This is a genomic window from Cupriavidus sp. 8B, from assembly GCF_054589115.1.
The window spans coordinates 46,690-62,944 of the sequence record NZ_BAAILO010000555.1 but is presented as its reverse complement, the minus strand read 5'-3'; the positions used below and the strand labels follow the sequence as shown (position 1 = coordinate 62,944).

Here is a 16,255-nt window from a genome sequence, read left to right as displayed (position 1 = left end):
CGTATTGGTCATGCATAGTATAGGCGTACGCATGATCCATGTTTTGTGTCGGACCTTCAGGTTTGCGCTCGATGCGCTCTGCATCTCCGGCCTAAAGGCCGGCGCTTTCCGCGCGTCCTGGTAACAGTCCGATTGCGGGCACAGCCAGCATGGGCAGTTCCCTGTCGCTGCTGCATCTTCGTGTCGCACGACCGCGTGTTCTCGTGTTGAACGAAGTCGCACTGCCCGACCATTCCCCTTGCCAATAGGGAGCACGACTGGCCGGTATTTGCATTTCCGACCTGTCAGCTTGAAGTACACCCATGCTGCGCGTCAGGTGGCTCTCGCCATAGTCGGGGGAACGCCTGAGGCGAAAAGGAGAGGGCAGCCAGTGCAGCCGGCCACCTGGTTCCTCATCTCTCCGCCATCCCAGTGAGCCGTTGACTTGTCAACAGTTCGCTCCTGACGCGCCATCAGCCTCTGTCGCGCAATGTTCAAATTGCTCTGCTATATCTTTTGTTCCGGGACGTCTCTGTCTCACGTGCGCCCGGCACCACGAACAACAACTTGCGGAGGGGATTCATGGATCGGGATACCGAAGAAAGGTTGCGGACCATTGTCAGAGCAAGAATCGCAAAGCAATCGCAGGAAATCGAGAACTCTCTCGTGCAAATTGAAGCCGGAAATCCTCTCGGGGCGGAGCCCTCCGACACGCGAAGGGCGGCGCGGATAGCTAGGAAGACCCGACTGTCGCCGCGCGATGCCAAAGCAATGGCGACAATGATTGCCACCACCGCAAAGCTCATCGACAAGGAGGGCGCGCTGGCTCTTGACGGTGCGGAAGCGGTGCAAGGACCAACTATTGACATTGTCGGTGTTGAGTTTTTGACGCGGGGGCGCACAGCGGCCAGCGCTGTGGGTCGCGTTGCATTTCGGAGCGGACGGGCGCAAGGCAGCGGATTCCTCGTGGCGCCTGGCCTCTTCCTAACCAACTATCACGTCATCGGCAGTCCGGAGCAGAGCGAAACGCTGATGGTTCAGTTCGACTACGAGGCAGCCGATGACGGCACAGAGCGCCCGGTAACGTCCTTCGCGTTTGAGCCGGGTACCTGCTTCGTGAGCGATCCCATCGAAGGCTTGGACTTCACCCTCATCGCCATCGGTGCGCGCCTATCGGGACCAAAGTCTCTCGCTGAGTTTGGCCATCTGCCGCTTTCCGATGCGAAGGACAAGCACATGCTCGGCGAGTTGGCGAACATCATTCAGCATCCAAACGGTGACCTGAAGCAAATCGTCGTACGCGAGAACAACTTGGTTTCCCGTGATGAGACAGAGCAGGTGCTTCATTACCTGGCCGATACCGAGCAAGGATCGTCTGGTTCCCCGGTCATGAACAACAGCTGGGAACCCATCGCTTTGCATCACTGGGGTGAACCCTTCACGGAAATCAAGGGACGCGATGGGAAGCCACTTCGCAAGGAAGTCAACGAAGGTATCCGCATCAGCGCGATTGTGAAAGATTTGCGCAACAGAGCTCCGGTGTTGGCAGATTCAAGCGGGCAAGCCATAGCGGATGCGTTGGCGCTATGGGATGCGAGCCCTACTGAAACTGCGCCCGCTTTGCCCGAGGCGAGTAATGCACCAGAGAGTCCATCGTCGACGCGTTCCGGAGCCTCGGTAACCCATGCGGACGGCGCTATCACCTGGACTTTCCCCATCGAAATCAGCGTTCGGGCTCCGCTGCTGGAGCCGCAGAAAACTCCCACGCCTCCTAAAGTCGTCACACAAAGCCCGAAGACGCTTGAGTGCGGACCGGAAAAGCGCACCGTCGAGCCACTCGATTTCAGCGACCGCGGGGGTTACGAGCCGGGGTTCATCCCCGGGTTTGTCGTGGCTCTGCCTGACTATGGCAACGTTGGCTATCGGCTGGCGGAAAACCGCATGCCCCATGAGGGTGTCGAGGATCCTCATGAGTTGCAGTACCACCACTTCTCCATCCTCATGAATGCCGAACGCCGGCTTGCAGCCTTCACTGCCTGCAATATCGATGGGCGTCGCCTGGTCGCCGTGAACCGCGAGGACAAGACCGTCAATCTTGATCCTACCCTCCACGACCTGGGCGCGGAAGCAACAGACGCTTTCAGTCCGGATCCGCGCGTACTTGGGAGCGAGCAAATGACCCGGGAATTCTACGAGGATCAGGTCGTCCCTGGTTTTCCGAAGCCTCCCTCCCTGCCAAAGGATGCTTCCCCGGCGGAAAAGAAGGCCCACACTCGCGCTATGTTGACACGTACGGCTCGAATGTTCCAAAAAGGGCATATCACGCTGCGAGGTGACCCGGCTTGGGGTACTGAGGAAGCAGCCGTCGCGGCGGAAAGCGACACGTTCTTCTACACGAATGCTGCGCCGCAGCTTGGATTCTTCAACCAGGGCAGCCCGGTGAATGCACCCGGTTCAAAGGGAGCGCTACGTTGGCGCACCGTCGAGACCTACGTCCTGCGCAATGCGTTCACGACGCGAAAGCGTGTCTGTGTTTTCGCCGGTCCCATATTTGATGACGACAAAGACCCGGAATACCGATTCGGCGTGCTGGTCCCGATGAAGTTTTGGAAGGTAGTAGTCTGGGCGGAGGGCAAGACGCTGAAGTCCATTGCGCTTTGGGCGGATCAGCGCCCTGTGCTTGAAAAGCTCACCAAGGGGATGCCTGAGGCGGCGGCAGAGGCGTTTGAAGACCTTGATGAGGTAGCTCGAGCTTCGGAATTCTTGACAACGGTCGAGGAAATTGAGGCACTTACAAAGCTCGATTTCGGGGACCTTGTTCGGAGCGCCGATGTGCGGGCGGGAGCGGAGTCGATGTCGCTAGCCTCGCCGTCCGTTGAGGCAGGGCAGTTCCGTTGAGCGTAGTGCTGCCAGGGTAGGCGCAGCGCTGGCGACGAGGGGAGGGCGCATCTACTCGGGCTTCTCATGTCGATGGCAGTGCTCGGAGGAGGGCCCTGGCGGCCCTTCAACCAGGGCTTTGTGGGGAGCCGCGAAGCCATCTCCTGCCGGCTGACCAGTCATCCCGGACGTGGCATCTTGACGGAGCCAGCAAACGTGCTTTCGCGTACTAGAGAAGTGGCTGGGATTGACGCCAGCAGGCAATGCAGCGCTTCTAGTGGCGAAGTTCGAGCGGCAAAAACTAGCGGGCACGGACTGTCGCTCGTCCGCGCGATCGCCGAGCATCACGAATAGCCGAATGCACAAGACTTCTGGCTATCAACCCCAGTATCGTGATTAAAAAAATTTCTTAAAAATGTGCGGTTGCGAACAGTTTGCTCAAAACCCTTGTAAACATTAGGGTTTCGGACATGTGGCGCCGCCACACTTGCGAAGTCGTCGCCGGAAAAGCGGCTGTCAAGACTGGCATTCGCCATTCCTTCCACTAAACTTGGGCTCGTCTTACCAGTTCAATACTAGATCTAGTACTTTCCGGAGCGTCAATGCTAGGAAGAGGTGTCGGCCCCCGATAACTGTGCCGAATCGGCGGCGACAAAAGCAAAGGCCCAAACAGCGTCCGCCGGGATTCTCACCGTTCGTGGCATCCGGGAAGCGCAAAGCGTGTTGGGTATGTGGATAGGGGCATAGGCGAAGCTGACCTTCCGCCACATCGGCGCTTGGGATATTTGGAAACGGAGGGGGGGTATGAAGGAAGGCGACCTTACCGATGCCGAGCAAGAACTCTTCGATAGATTGCCTGGCCCGCCCGTTGTAGCTACTGTTCGGACGACCCATGTTTGGATAGTTGAGTGGTTGCGCCCGGATGAGAAATGTACCGGACGGCTCTTGCACGAATGGATGGAGGATCGCAGACCAAACTGGTCAGTGTATTGTTCTTGTAAGAACTCGTCCGAGGTCATCGATTCCATTCAGCAAGCAGCAGCGAGCGCGCGGCAAACTGGAATGATTCCAGTGCTCCATCTCGAGGCACACGGAGGTGAGGAGGGTCTTGAAGGTCCAGGTGACGGTGGAGGGCGGGAGCTGTTAAGTTGGGATAGGCTGACCGGTCCTTTGCAGCAGTTGAACCTGGCGACACATTGCAATCTTGTGTTGGTTGTTGCAGCCTGCACAGGCTTTGCCGGAATCAAGGCTCTCGGCCAAGGGCCATATGCACCGGCAATAGCTATCGTAGGCCCTGATAGCGAAGTGACCCCAACAAATTTGCTTCAGGGGATGAAGGAGCTATATAGGCGCTGGATAGGCTGGGAGCCCGTACTTAGGGACATAGTAGCAAGTGCATCCCACGAAGCTACGACGGTTGGATTCGAATGGGAGTCATTCACCGTGCTTGCCTTTGACGCATTCACGAAGCACTTTATCCTCTCAATGCGGCCTGACGAACGCCGGCGACGGGTAGACCGATTGCGGAAGAAATTGCTGGCACAAGGAAAGCTAACGCCAACCGAAATAGAATGCCGATTGCGCGGGCTTCCTCTTTTTCCGTCCGTTCAAGAGATGCAACGGTTGTGGGATAAGATGTTTATGATTGATAGTTGCCCAGACAATCGAGAAAGATTTGGCGTAGACATGTCCACAGTCCTCAGGATGATTCAGGAGGGGACGTGATAGACCTTGACAGATTTGAGTTTGAGGTGGAATGCCAAAGGTGTCAATTTGCATCGAAGATCTTCTATAGAGATGCCAGGCTTCGAGATGTGCTCATCTGCCGGGGATGTAAGGGCAACATCCAGCTCGACGACCACATGAATGAATGTCGGAAGGCTCGGCGGAAATTTAATGCCGCCATGAAAGAGCTGGAAGAAACGTTAGCGAACCTCAATACAACCATAACTTTGAGATTTTGAATGGACTCTGCATACCTTCAGCGTATTCGCTTTCAACTGCAGAAGCGTGTCCGCCGGCTGAATTCATGCACCTATTTGCTGTTTCATAGCTCGCTGGTGCAGTTTTTGAATTACCTTCAGGCGCAGCCTTTGACGCGCGGCATTCTGGATAAACTAGAGGCGGAAGCGAAGCCTTACAGCGATGAGATCGCTGCGCTCACTGATAGGGAAGAAATAGAGGAGTTCACCACTGAGGCAGAACAGTTCGCATTTGTTTATCGAGTTGTTCAACACTGCGCACTTCAGCCGCTGGGGAACAGCTTGGGGCCGGAGGTCAGAATTGGTCACGCATTTTCACGCGAACGAAAGCATGATGATGCGCTGAATTATTTCAGGGAAATGTTTCTTGAGCCACTGTACGAGTATATTGATGATGCTCTAGATCAGCAGGGTGCGGTACTTTCACTATTGCTCAAGTACAAGCGCAAGGTCGAATGGTTCGAGCGAGAGTCTTTGGTTCAACTCGCTTCGAAAGTCGAACGAGAGCTTGCAAAGAACCTATACGCCTATCTGTTCGACCAGGGACTGGACTTTCACATTGAGCCTCAGTCGGCATCCGGGGAGGCCGACCTTGTAGCGCCCGACTTGGTCTTGGATGCCAAGGTATTCGATGGCTCCAGGAGAGGTGTTCAGTATCTGGCAAGTGGCGTTCATCAAGTTCACACCTATGCTCGCGACTTCAATCAAGACGTCGGGTATCTAGTTGTGTACAAGACCTGTCCGGAGACGCTGAATTTCACTTTCGCATCTGCTGGCCAGCATGCCCCATATGTGACCGTGGGAGGTAAGACAATCTATATCTTTGTCGTGGACATTTGCGAGTATGAGGTGAGCGCGTCCAAGCGTGGCGCAATGAAGGTGCATACGATCGAGCAGGAGTCTTTAGTGCGCATGGCAGAAACAATGGCGGACGCCGCCACTATTGCTTCGTCCCTGTAAAACAACGGTCGCCGACCAAGTAATCCGGCGGAGACTGTCTTAGCGGTGAAACTGGCTGAGGCGAATAGGTTCCCACCATCATAGGTGGGAACCTATGGCCGGGTTAGGCGGAGGGCACGTTGCCGCAGTCTGGGTGGGCAGTCAGGGGACGAGCTTTGCGCTCCCCTGGTAAAACGTATCGAGAGGGGCGACCCTCACGCGGCCAAATCTTTAGGGAGGGGTTCTGTAAGGGAGGGGCGAGAACCGAATCGCAGATCACCGCCCCACACGCCTTCCCTGGGGACGGGTTTGAGCAGCGCTACGCCCCAAGCCATCCGCCCTGGCTGCCCGACCGCGAAGCGGTCTGCATCCACACGTATTGATATCCTCGTCACTCGTGTTCACAAAAGCGCAGGTATGCATCTGGTTATTCCGGTTCGATATGCATACCCTTGAGTATGCTCAGGAATAACCTTCTATCCTCAATTGAGGATCTCCACACGTTGTTTCAGTAAGCATATCCTCCCTTTAGAGTAGAAAGGCCATGCCGAAGGCCCCCGCAAGCATATTGCAGGAATCCTTCTACCATCCATAGCCAGGATGGTTCCGACAGTCATTCGAGCCACGCGCTATCTTCGCCCGCGTGCTGGTCGTCTCAACTCTTTCCCCCACAGAGACCAGTATCCCCCCATCGCTGCCGTATCAAGCCGACCAATGAGGCGGTCACCACCGAAGCCTCCCAGTCGGGGAGGGCGGCACTCTCGTCGGGCGGCTTCGTGCTCGGCCGACGCGTGACAAGAGAGTATACGTTCGCAGCGGCGTCATGGCTCAGAACGATTTTGCATATCAAGCAATGTAGTGCGCCGAAAAGAATATAAATCGTGTGCGCACGCGCGAGAAAATGGTTCCAATACGTCTTTGACGTGCAATCTGCTGCCGGGACACCGTCCCCGGTTGCCCATTCGCTGTCGGCGCGACTTCCAGTTGGCGAGATCGCGCAAGCTGTGCAAGCGGACGGCTATCTGGCAACACAAGTCGTCTCAGTTGTACCCAAGGATAGCGACTCTGGCCACAGGAGAAGATACAGCTCATGGCAAAACTCCTGACGACCATCCCGTAGACATTGAGTGGCTCGCGAAAGGGCAATAGCAGTAGTGGACTACACGGAGCAAAATGCGCCGGATGTCGGGCCCGTTCCGCACGGCGCAGAACCCGGCAGCAAGCAGCGCGGTAGCACTAGCATCAAACTGTTTGCAAGCTCAGGTTCGGTTTGATCGGGGCTCGATGTCAGGAAGAATAGCCCTGCTTTGGCGCCTGAATTGGGTGGACCCGGCCGCGCTGGCGCAGGATTCAAGCGTATTATCAAGCGGATGAGCCGGAGTTCTGCAAAATGCAGCCTCTGTCACTGAGCTGACGCAGAATCTTGTTACGCCAGCCCACAAAAGCGAAGCCGCTGTGCAGAGTTGGGAAAAGTGGCCGCCGTGTTCGGAAAGCGCCTGGATGTTGCCGAGGGCTGCAGCAGCTACGCAAGAAGCGGAATGCCTGCGACGCTTTGGCTTGCGGGGGCACGACAAGACGGCGTACCTCGTTTCAAGTCTTCCCGAGCCAGTGGCGCGCCACGTCCAAAAGTCGGCTCGCGAACCCCCATTCATTATCAAACCAAACCATCAGATTAACCAGGCGCCGGCCGCTGACATAGGTCTGCGCACCGTCCACGATTGCGGAATGCGCGTCGTGGTTGAAGTCGATCGAGGCGTGCGGGTCCTCGGAATACGCAAGGAGCCCCGCGTAAGGCCCAGCCGCCGCCTTCTGCAGCAGTTCGTTAACGCCGGTGGCACTGACGTCGCGCCCGACCGATAGCACCATGTCGATAGCCGAAACGTTGTGCGTTGGGACGCGGATCGCTTTCGCATGTACACGTCCATGAAGCACAGGGAGCAGGCGTTCCACGCCGCTCGCAAGACCTGTGGAAACTGGGACAATGGACTGCATTGCGGACCGTGTACGGCGCAAGTCGCGATGATGGTAGCCATCGATGAGTGGCTGGTCGTTCATCACAGAATGCAGTGTGGTGAGCACGGCCTGCTCAATCTCGAACTCCTGATGCAGTAGCGCTAGGACCGGGACCACAGCATTAGTTGTGCAGGATGCGTTGGAAACCAAGCGCTCCTTGCCGGAAAGGATGCCCTCGTTTGTACCGAAGACGACCGTGGCATCGACATCCTCGGCACTGTTGCCAGGGTGGGATAGAAGCAGCCGTCTGCATCCCGCATCGAGGAAGCGCGTCAGTGATGCGCGATCGCCGTATTGTCCCGAGCATTCAACGAGCAAATCGACGTTGAGCGAGCCCCAGGAGGCCGCTTCGGGTGTGGTCGCGTGGAACACCGGGATTGCATCGCCGTTGATAAGTAGTGTCTCGTCACCTACCTCGACTTTTCCGGGAAAGCGGCCGTGAGTCGAATCGAAGCGCGTCAAGTACGCCATGCTTGGGAGGTCGGCGGGCTCGTTGATAGCCGCGATTTGGAAGGCGTCGCGGAAATCTGACTCATACAGCGCCCGAACGAAGCAGCGGCCGATGCGGCCATATCCGTTGACGGCGATACGCTTCGGTGCAGGGAACATGTGAGGCACGGCTTGCTTCCTTCCATAGTAGAAGGCGAAATTCTACCGCGCACGGCGCGCAGTCTTGCTGCACATTGCGGCGGGGTAGTAGAGGAAATTCGCGAATGTCGCCGGTATGGGGTCGTGCGCTCCAATACGGATTCCCGGCTCGGGCAGCCAGGTGGGAGTTGTGGGGGCTCGCGCTATTCGCAGAAGGGCAACCAGATGCGCGTCGACTCGCTTCGCAGCGACGAGAAGTTCTATGACTTCTACCGGATGATGCGAGAGTGCTTTGCTTGCGCGAGAGACGGAAATACCTTGGTGACGTGTCCAGCACAATCCGGGGAAACACGGAGGCCGGTGCTGCGCGTCTCCTGGCCTGTAGCCATGGTCACGCTGACTCAGCGACGCACCCTGAAGACAGGATTTGCCTTCAAAGAGAGGCTCAATGCTTGGAGCAAGGGCGGGGCCACGGCCGGGAGGGTGGGCGCGAGGCCTTTGATATTTGCGATAGTGAAATCGTCAGCAGGCCATCATCTTTCGCTTCCCCACCCGATCCGGTGCCGCTCCTGTGCGGCTTCATGGCGCGCATCCTCGTCGCTGTGCAAGTAGCCGCGCGTCGTCGACAGCGAGCTGTGCCCGAAGTTGTCGCGCACAAAAAGCTGGTCGACCTGCCGGTCGGTCATGTGCGAGCCAGCGGTATGACGCAACCAGTGGGCCGAGGCGCTGGCCAGCACCGCGGCCTGCGCCTCCCATTCCGGTCCGCGCGTGTGCAGGCGCGCCGCGGCCATGCCGAACACCTCTTTCAGGGCCAGGTGCAGCGCGCCGCGTGACAGGGGCTTATCGCGGCCGATCACCGGCAGCACCAGCGGACGCGTCTCCCCGAACTGCGGGGTTGGCGGTAACGCGCCAGTTTGGCAATCAGCTCGTCGGTGGCCGGCACCAGCCGGGTCTTGCTGCCCTTGCCGGTCACTTCCAGCCACCAGCGCTCGATGCCCTGGGCATCGCGCCGGCAGAAGAACGCGCCCATGGTGGTGGCCGTCAGCTCGGATGCACGCAAGCAGCCCAGATACAGCACGGTCAGCACCCAGCGCCAGCGCGCCGCGTGCAGGCGTTCCCGCGCCGCCTCCGTCGGCATTGCCGCGACCGTGTCCCTGACCGTCGCCCACAGGTCGTGGCTCAGATAGCGGGTGACGCGCGCCTGGGTGGAGGCACGCCGGTGGCGGGCGAGGGCGAGCGGGTTGCCGGCCAGGTAGCGCGCCTCGGTCAGCCAGGCGAACAGCGCGTTCAGGATTACCATCGCCTGGCGCCGGCTGCCGGGCGACAGCGGCCCGGCAAACGGGCGCTAGGCGGGGTGGCTGCGCGCGAGCTTCTCGCTGCCGGCCAGCACCCAGCCCGCGACCGGTTGCGGATCGGCGAGGAAGCGCTCGTAGGCGAGCAGATCCTCGTGCGTGAGCGAGGACAGCGGCTTGTCCAACTGCAGCATGGCCCACAGGATCAGCCGCTCGACTTCGCGGCGGTAGGTGGTGAGCGTCGCGGCGCTGTCGGCATAGCGAGCCAGCCGTAGAACGAAGCAATTCTGTCACTCCGGAAGCCGCCTGGAACCCGCGCCGTTTATTGTCCCCTGCGCTTCACACCGAGCAGTTGCCTGCTCCGCATGTCCGGCTAGGGAGCGGTTGATGGAGCAACTGGTTTCATTAATACCTTACTTCGTGAAACAGAAACTCATGCGACTTTCAGATCGCACGTGCGCTTTCATGCCAAAGTACCATTGGTTGATCTTCTTGCTCTGGTGCATTTCCGGGTCGCGTTCGCCTGACGCATTCTTGGTCGAATTTTTGTGCGCTGATCAGAGTGGCGTCCACCGCCGTGCCGGCCCGCAGCAGCAATCCCTTGGCGCGCAGAATTTCGTTGACCAGCGCGAGGATTTTGGCAGCCAACTTTTGCTTCTTCAGCAGGTGACGGAATCGCAGGATGGTGCTCTCGTTGGGTAGCCGTACCGTCCAGTTGTCGAGCCCGGCAAACTCGGGGTACAGCGGTCGTGCAGCGCTTCTTCCATCGCCGGGTCCGACAGGCCGAACCACTGCTGCAGGAAGTGGATACGCGGCATGGTCTCGATCGCGAATGTCGGGCGTCCGCGCTTGCCCTCCGGGGCGTGTGAGGCAATCAACATCACCAGATCGGCCCACGGCACTACCCGGTTCATCTCTTCCAGAAATTCGCGCTTGCGTGTGCGCTTGGTCGACAGGTTCAGTCCACGGCCAGCTTGTTTATGGGCAACTTGCTCGCTTGGTCCGTTCCCTCTTGCAAGTACAACTGCCGGGAATTTGTGCAGATTTTCCCTACTAGGTAGCGTCATTTCAGGGAAACGCGTCCCGTAGCCCCGTCACATCATCGTAAATACCTATGCCATTGATTCAACTTTCAAGATTGATCTGTCGACTTTTGGTCACTAAATTTGCGGTCACTACAAAACAAAACGGAGACATGGCATGTCAAAGAGGATTTTGCTTTTCGTTGGATGGATGCTCTGCGTAACGATCGCTCAAGCGCAACAGAGTCAGGATTCATCGGGAAGCAGTGTCATGATTTCTGGATTGCTCGATGCGGGTGTCAGTTACGTGACCAATCAAGCAGGTCATTCTGCCACGTTCGCAGATAGCGGGATTATCGCGCCAAATCTGTTGGGGTTTCGTGGTACCGAAGATCTCGGTGGAGGATCGTCAGCAATATTCAACATAGTTACACAGTTCAATCTGATGAATGGAACGGTGTTGCCAAGCGCTGGCGCCCTGTTTAATCGAGAGGCCTACGTGGGGCTGAGTAACAGACGGCTCGGTACCCTGACTTTTGGTAACCAGTTTGACTTCATGATGGACGAGTTGCTTCAGTATGATCCATCCTGCTACTTCGGAGGGTTCTATAACTTCAGACAGGGCCCGTTCGCCGGGTTGGGAATCCCACAGAACCCGACCGGCTCATTTGACTTCGATCGAGTCTCGGGGTCAACGCGCATTCCAAACTCAGTCAAGTACAAATCGCCTACTATAAGCGGTCTGACAGTCGGAGCCATGTATGGGTTTAGTAACCAGTCTGGTGCTTTTTCCGCTGGCAATACACTAAGCTTCGGTGCCGATTACACGATCGGCCGGCTTGGGCTAGGCGCGGCCTACACATATATCAAGTACCCGCAGCTCAATAACGGTCACGATGGAATTAGGAATTTCGGACTCGGAGGACGCTACGATGCGGGGATCTTACAAGGATTCCTACTTTACACGCATACAGAAAACACGTTGTCCGGGGCAGAAATAAACGTCCTGGTGACCGGCGCAAACTGGAACATAAGAGGTGCTTGGTCGCTGGGAGTTTCATATGAATACATGAAAGGTAATACTGTGCTCGCAAACAACAGCGCCAGCCAGTTTTCCACTACGCTTGGCTATGCGCTCTCTAAGAGAACTGCACTTTCTATTACGGCGCTATATCAACATGCAAACGGCAATGGAGCACAGACGCAGGCATGGATGAACGCGCTGCAATCGTCATCGACGAGCGACCAGGCACTATTCAGAGTCGGCATGACAACGCGATTTTGATTCAAGTCAAATATAGATGGTTAGAGAATGGTCGGATTTACTTCGTTCTATCGGTGTGAACAAAGCTGTGTTTGATTTTGGTCGGCTGAATGGCTAATCGCTAATCGCGGAAAAGAATGTCGTTGTCTTGCCGTTCGCGCATGAATTGTTTTATGTTTTTATAATCATTCAGTTGGGTCGGTTTTTAAAAAATACAAGGAGGCAGGTATGAACAAAGATGGTAAAACGGAAGATCACGCGCTGGAATCTGTGCCGCACCATTTGCGGCACGGGTGGATGAAGTTGTCTTGGAACACAGCCGGTATTGCGACGACACTCGTGGTGCTCTTCCTTGGCGCGCTCACGAGCTTCACTGCCGGGATCAAGATCGCGATGGTGGCCGGCATCTTTGTGGCATCGGTCGGTTCGCTTATCGGATGGGCGTGTGGGCACATTGCGTTCAAAACGGGGCTTTCCAGTACCGTCATGGCCCGTCACTATGGGTTTGGTACGCGCGGCAGCCTAATCGGCTCTCTTATTTTTGGATTCATGATAATCGGATTTCTGGCGCTCGAGAATGCCTTACTCTACTCGGGTTTTCGCTTTGCGTTTGGATTTCACGATACGCTCATTAACAAGCTTTTTGTGTACGGACTGTTGACGCTTGCGTGGATTCTAATCACGGCCTACGGGTTCGAGACAGTGTCGAGAGTATCTTCCTATACGCTAATCGCCTTTATCGGGTTGTTGATATATATCACTTGGAAAGTTGTGAGTAAGCAGGCGGACAGTCATGTATTCGATTTCCCCGCGCTATTTCCGCCGGAAGTTCTCGCCGGGCTCGGCGCTTCCAACGATCTCGGCAAATTCATCTTCTGTACGAACGTACTAATCGGCTCAGCAGGTGCGCTTGCCCTCGTGGACGCGGATATCGGTAGGTTCGCGCGGAGTACCTCTGACATTGGCGTTGCTGCCGCCGTTGGGAACGTCGCACTCGGTGTTGGTATGGTGTTTGTCGGTGGTGTATTCATGTATGCCGGCATGGGAGAGTTGGTAACGTATTACTCTACAGTGATGCACATGGAACCGGAAATGGCGCGGAAGTTGGCCATGAGCCCAGACGGCGTGACCGCTGCTTTCCTGCTATTCGGTGGCGGAGTCGGGGTTGTGCTCATGATTCTGGCGCAGAGCAAGGCACAGGTTCTCAATACATACAGCGGCTCCCTCGCGCTCTCGAATCTCTTTGATGCGGTTGGGCTTCGGACACGGCGTATTGTGACGGTCGTCATTGCGAACGTGTTGGGGTTGGTCATGGTGGCATTGGGAATCCTTGATCAGGTCCAGGCATGGCTTGAAATACTGGGTGTGATTACAACGGCATTTGCAGGCGTCATGATTGTCGACTACTTCGTCGTAAGTCGTATGGCCGGAAGCAATGCCGTCTCGCAGCCTGAATTGGTAAATTGGGCAGGTGTGATCACCACTGTGATCGCTGCAACGATGGCGCACTACGTGCTGGACCGGATCGTGCCCATTCAGTTTTTCACTTCGCTTGGTATGAGTTTCTTGCTATATCCGATCCTGAGGTTGGCTGTGTTTCGGCCCGTTTTTGCAACGGATGTCGGTGACCCTGCCTGAATCCGGTCAGCAATTAGGCACGTTGCAAATTTGGAAGCACGGCGGTACCGGATGCCGCCGCGGTCCCGTGGTTGACACCGCCGTCTTGTTGGGCTAACTCCTGGCCTGCAAATCCTCAGGAAATCCTGCGGACGCCCAACTGGTGTTGACATACTTCGAGCCTTTAGACTTGCCTTCAGGACTGGGCCAGGCCAGCCACTTGACCCAAAGGGAGCACTTTCAATTGCCCAATATTAAGTCCGTCCCTGGGGGGCAATCCCTACGACGGCCACACCCTGCATGCCCAGCTTGATCAGACCACCATTCTGCTGCAGGAGCCGCCGGGCGCCCCGAAACCCAGCACGGCCATCGTCGATCTGGGATACCGCGGCATGGATGCCGAGGTGGCACCGGTGAAGAGCGCGCATCGCGGGCGAATCAAGGCGATGAACCGAGTCCATCGCGGCACGCTCAGGCGGTCGAACCCGTCATTGGCCACGTCAAGATGGACCACGGACTGCGGCGCAACTGGCCCAGAGTGAAGCCGGTGATTGGCAATAGCTTCCCCGCCCTGTGCGTGCGGCGCAGTGTCACAACCGCAACCCCCAACATCACCGCTAACTCGCCGATCGAAAGTAGTTGCACCTGACTCCGTTACTCCGCCGCACGGGTGTAAATGATCAGATTTGATTGCAGAATCCGCCTACAGTTTAAAACCCCTCGCTGTGGAGGGCGCGCAAAATGACTCCGGCACCACGGCCGGAGCGAAGCTTCCGTCGGAGCGCGAGCTCGACGGACACTGGAGACGTGGCTCTTGTTGGATCATGGGCACATTGCTGCTGCGCAAGTCGACCGGCCAGCTGGCGAGCCATCAGTTGTAGCCAAGGATCGCGACCTTAGCTACATCCGGGCGTATGCTAGAATTCTCAACCAGCACTTCAGAAGGCCTTTTGCAGAAGGCGACGCTCGGTAAAGAATAGGCGATAGCAAGCGTGTCAAACTCCGTCTTTGCCTGTCGATCGCGTTCAAAGCCACTCGCATAGCAATACGAGGGAAGGGTGCTAGCCATCATAAACTCCTGATGAGAGAGATATCTGCCGACGTCTGCAGGCACCGATCCAAGCTGCGTGCATCCAGATACGGGCACTTTTAGACCCATTCGTTGAACCGGAAAAAATGAGTCTGGTTTACGACGGGGTGGAGACGGGTCCCGGGGTGCGCAGCCGCGCCAAGGGTCGATTCGCAATTAGGGATGGAAAGCTAAACAACAATCCACCGAACGGGCGATACGGCACCTTCTGAAGGATTGTCTTCACAGCCCTTAACTGTCAAGGACATGTAGCACTGCACTGGAAGTAGCATAGCCTTGCTTGAGAGCGGAATTGCGTGAAGCCGCCGCGGCAAACGCAGAAAGAAAGCGCTCTAGTTGCGTTGCAAGGTGCACAACGCCCCACAGGAGCGTTGTTTCGCACTAAAAAATCAGCACCATTCGACGTCAATGGAGCGCAACTACCTGCGCCGTGCTATTCGTCAATTAGTTCGGAAGCAGGTCCTCAAGCACTGACGTCACCGATTCGTTGGTGACGACCCCCGGCGAAAAACGCATGACGCGGCCACGCGTGTCAACGCTCACCCCAGCTGCAAAAAGGTTTTCTTCCAGGACACGTGGACTGATATGGTCCGGCAGTCGAGCCATCACGCTCCCACCTCGTTCGTCATCAGAGCGAGGGGAGGCGAGCGCATAACCTCTGCGATCCAGCACCTCCATAATCTTGTGGCTGACGCGCAAATTTTGGGCGCGCAGGTCCTGAGATCCGCCAGCCAGGTGCCACTGCAGCCCCGGTCCTGACGCCACAAACGGTAACAGCGATGGCGTTCCGATATCAAATCGTCTCGCGTCCGGTGCAAACGTAAATTTATCCAGGTCCCAGTTGAACGGGTTTGGTTGACTGTACCAGCCGCGGTTGACGGGAAAGAGTCCCTCCTCCAGTATTGCCGGGTTGATGTATGCGAGCCCCGCGCCCGTGGTACCGCAGAGCCATTTGAGCGTCGTCGATACGACGAAATCAAGGGGTGTTTCCGAAATATTGAAGGGCAACAATCCCATGCCCTGCGTCATATCGGCAGCCAGCAGGCTTCCTTGCTTACGACCATGTGCCACCAGTCGCTTAAGGTCGGCACGCTTCGATGCCGTCGATGTCACCCACGTAATAACGGCCAACGCGACGCTGTCGTCCCAACTCGCGATGTAATCATCGTCCGTAACATAGGACTTGTCATGCGAGAGTGGAACTGTCTCGAGTGTAAAACCGAGCGATGGCGCTAGGCCCGTCAAGAGAAAGTGCAGGCTCGGGAAGCAGTCTGCAGCAATCAGCACCTTTCGCCCGGCCAGACGTCGCTGGCCCAATGCATCGATGAATTTGACGAAGGCTTCAGTGACGTTTTCTGCGGTGAACACCGCGTTCGAAGGCGCACCGATGAGCTTCGCCCAATCGTCAATGACCTCCTGCCGGGCCTGCAGTCCGTACTCCCAACGGGCATCGTCTGGCCGATACCACACAGAAGTGAATGACTCGAGCGCAGCCTGGACGGCGTCCCGTTGACCAGGGAACAGGCCTACCGAGTGGTACAGCAACCACCCATCGTACCCACTTTTGTAATCGTTCATATGCGTCTATCGTT

The 16,255-nt window shown here is 56.9% G+C and carries 7 protein-coding genes and 2 pseudogenes; 5 read left to right on the top strand and 4 right to left on the bottom strand.

The genetic code is table 11. The features are described from left to right. The first annotated feature begins 561 nt into the window (after nucleotides 1-561). From ACYP5B_RS48160 to ACYP5B_RS48150, 3 genes are all read left to right on the top strand, one after another. The gene (locus tag ACYP5B_RS48160) at nucleotides 562-2,877 is read left to right on the top strand and encodes a DNA/RNA non-specific endonuclease (protein WP_459574486.1); all 2,316 of its coding nucleotides are present in this window, start codon (nucleotides 562-564) and stop codon (nucleotides 2,875-2,877) included. Nucleotides 2,878-3,660: 783 nt separating this feature from the next. After that, nucleotides 3,661-4,581: a hypothetical protein gene (locus ACYP5B_RS48155; protein WP_459574485.1), complete on the top strand. Its 921-nt coding sequence runs from the start codon at nucleotides 3,661-3,663 to the stop codon at nucleotides 4,579-4,581. Nucleotides 4,582-4,820: 239 nt separating this feature from the next. After that, entirely contained in the window at nucleotides 4,821-5,798 is a 978-nt protein-coding gene (locus tag ACYP5B_RS48150) for a hypothetical protein (protein ID WP_459574483.1), read from the top strand. A 1,569-nt stretch (nucleotides 5,799-7,367) separates the two neighbouring features. On the opposite strand, the gene ACYP5B_RS48145 is transcribed toward ACYP5B_RS48150, so the two are convergent. The 3 genes and pseudogenes from ACYP5B_RS48145 to ACYP5B_RS48135 all read right to left on the bottom strand — a co-directional run. Further along, a complete protein-coding gene (locus ACYP5B_RS48145; RefSeq protein ID WP_459574632.1) occupies nucleotides 7,368-8,399 on the bottom strand; it encodes a type I glyceraldehyde-3-phosphate dehydrogenase in 1,032 nt (343 codons plus the stop codon). Between the two features lie 512 nt (nucleotides 8,400-8,911). Then, nucleotides 8,912-9,939: pseudogene (locus tag ACYP5B_RS48140) on the bottom strand (tyrosine-type recombinase/integrase); the annotation flags it as partial. Nucleotides 9,940-10,122: 183 nt separating this feature from the next. Continuing rightward, nucleotides 10,123-10,632, bottom strand: a pseudogene (locus tag ACYP5B_RS48135) (IS5 family transposase); the annotation flags it as partial. Nucleotides 10,633-10,870: 238 nt separating this feature from the next. Here ACYP5B_RS48135 and ACYP5B_RS48130 point away from each other — a divergent pair. Together ACYP5B_RS48130 and ACYP5B_RS48125 are read left to right on the top strand one after the other, a co-directional pair. Continuing rightward, the gene (locus ACYP5B_RS48130; RefSeq protein ID WP_459574482.1) at nucleotides 10,871-11,977 is read left to right on the top strand and encodes a porin; all 1,107 of its coding nucleotides are present in this window, start codon (nucleotides 10,871-10,873) and stop codon (nucleotides 11,975-11,977) included. Between the two features lie 207 nt (nucleotides 11,978-12,184). Further along, nucleotides 12,185-13,594: a purine-cytosine permease family protein gene (locus tag ACYP5B_RS48125; protein ID WP_459574480.1), complete on the top strand. Its 1,410-nt coding sequence runs from the start codon at nucleotides 12,185-12,187 to the stop codon at nucleotides 13,592-13,594. Nucleotides 13,595-15,107: 1,513 nt separating this feature from the next. Here ACYP5B_RS48125 and ACYP5B_RS48120 read toward each other — a convergent pair. Further along, a complete protein-coding gene (locus ACYP5B_RS48120) occupies nucleotides 15,108-16,241 on the bottom strand; it encodes an aminotransferase class V-fold PLP-dependent enzyme (protein ID WP_459574479.1) in 1,134 nt (377 codons plus the stop codon). Between the last annotated feature and the right edge of the window lie 14 nt (nucleotides 16,242-16,255).